1 protein-coding gene is annotated in these 461 nt (G+C 42.1%); it reads left to right on the top strand.

Translation table 11 applies throughout. The annotated features are described in order from the left end of the window. Positions 1-351: iron chelate uptake ABC transporter family permease subunit (locus tag FHK88_RS03655; RefSeq protein ID WP_227429424.1), on the top strand; the 351-nt coding region annotated here is incomplete at its 5' end. Between the last annotated feature and the right edge of the window lie 110 nt (positions 352-461).

Genomic DNA, 461 nt, shown 5'->3' with positions numbered 1-461 from the left:
ATGCTAGGCCGAGCTCCTGCTATCAATCTGGGTGTTGACTATCACTCTTTGGCACGGCGCTTATTGGTTACTATCGCTATTTTGGTGGCAACTGCCACAGCTTTTGTCGGCCACGTCATATTTTTAGGGTTATTAGTATGTGCATTGACCAATCGAATAACTTACAGCATGGCTCATAGTGAGCGGCTAATATTGGTAAGCTTGATAGCCATGCTGTGCTTGGTACTGGGTCAGACTATCTTTGAGCAGCTGCTCGGTATGTCTGGTGTACTATCAATCGTCATTGAGTTATTAGGCGGTGTGGTATTTATGGCGTTAATCTTTCACCAATACCGCGTAAAGCAGGTCTAATTGTTATTACTAACTGATTCATTATCCTCGTTATTACTGATAACTGCTGCTTGTGTTAACTGTAGCTTGTATTAATAACTATACAACCCTTAATAGTAGCCCGACTATAC

This window comes from Psychrobacter sp. I-STPA6b, assembly GCF_020662265.1.
Taxonomy (GTDB): domain Bacteria; phylum Pseudomonadota; class Gammaproteobacteria; order Pseudomonadales; family Moraxellaceae; genus Psychrobacter.
The sequence above is the reverse complement of the archived record's forward strand: the minus strand, read 5'-3'. Positions and strand labels throughout refer to the sequence as shown.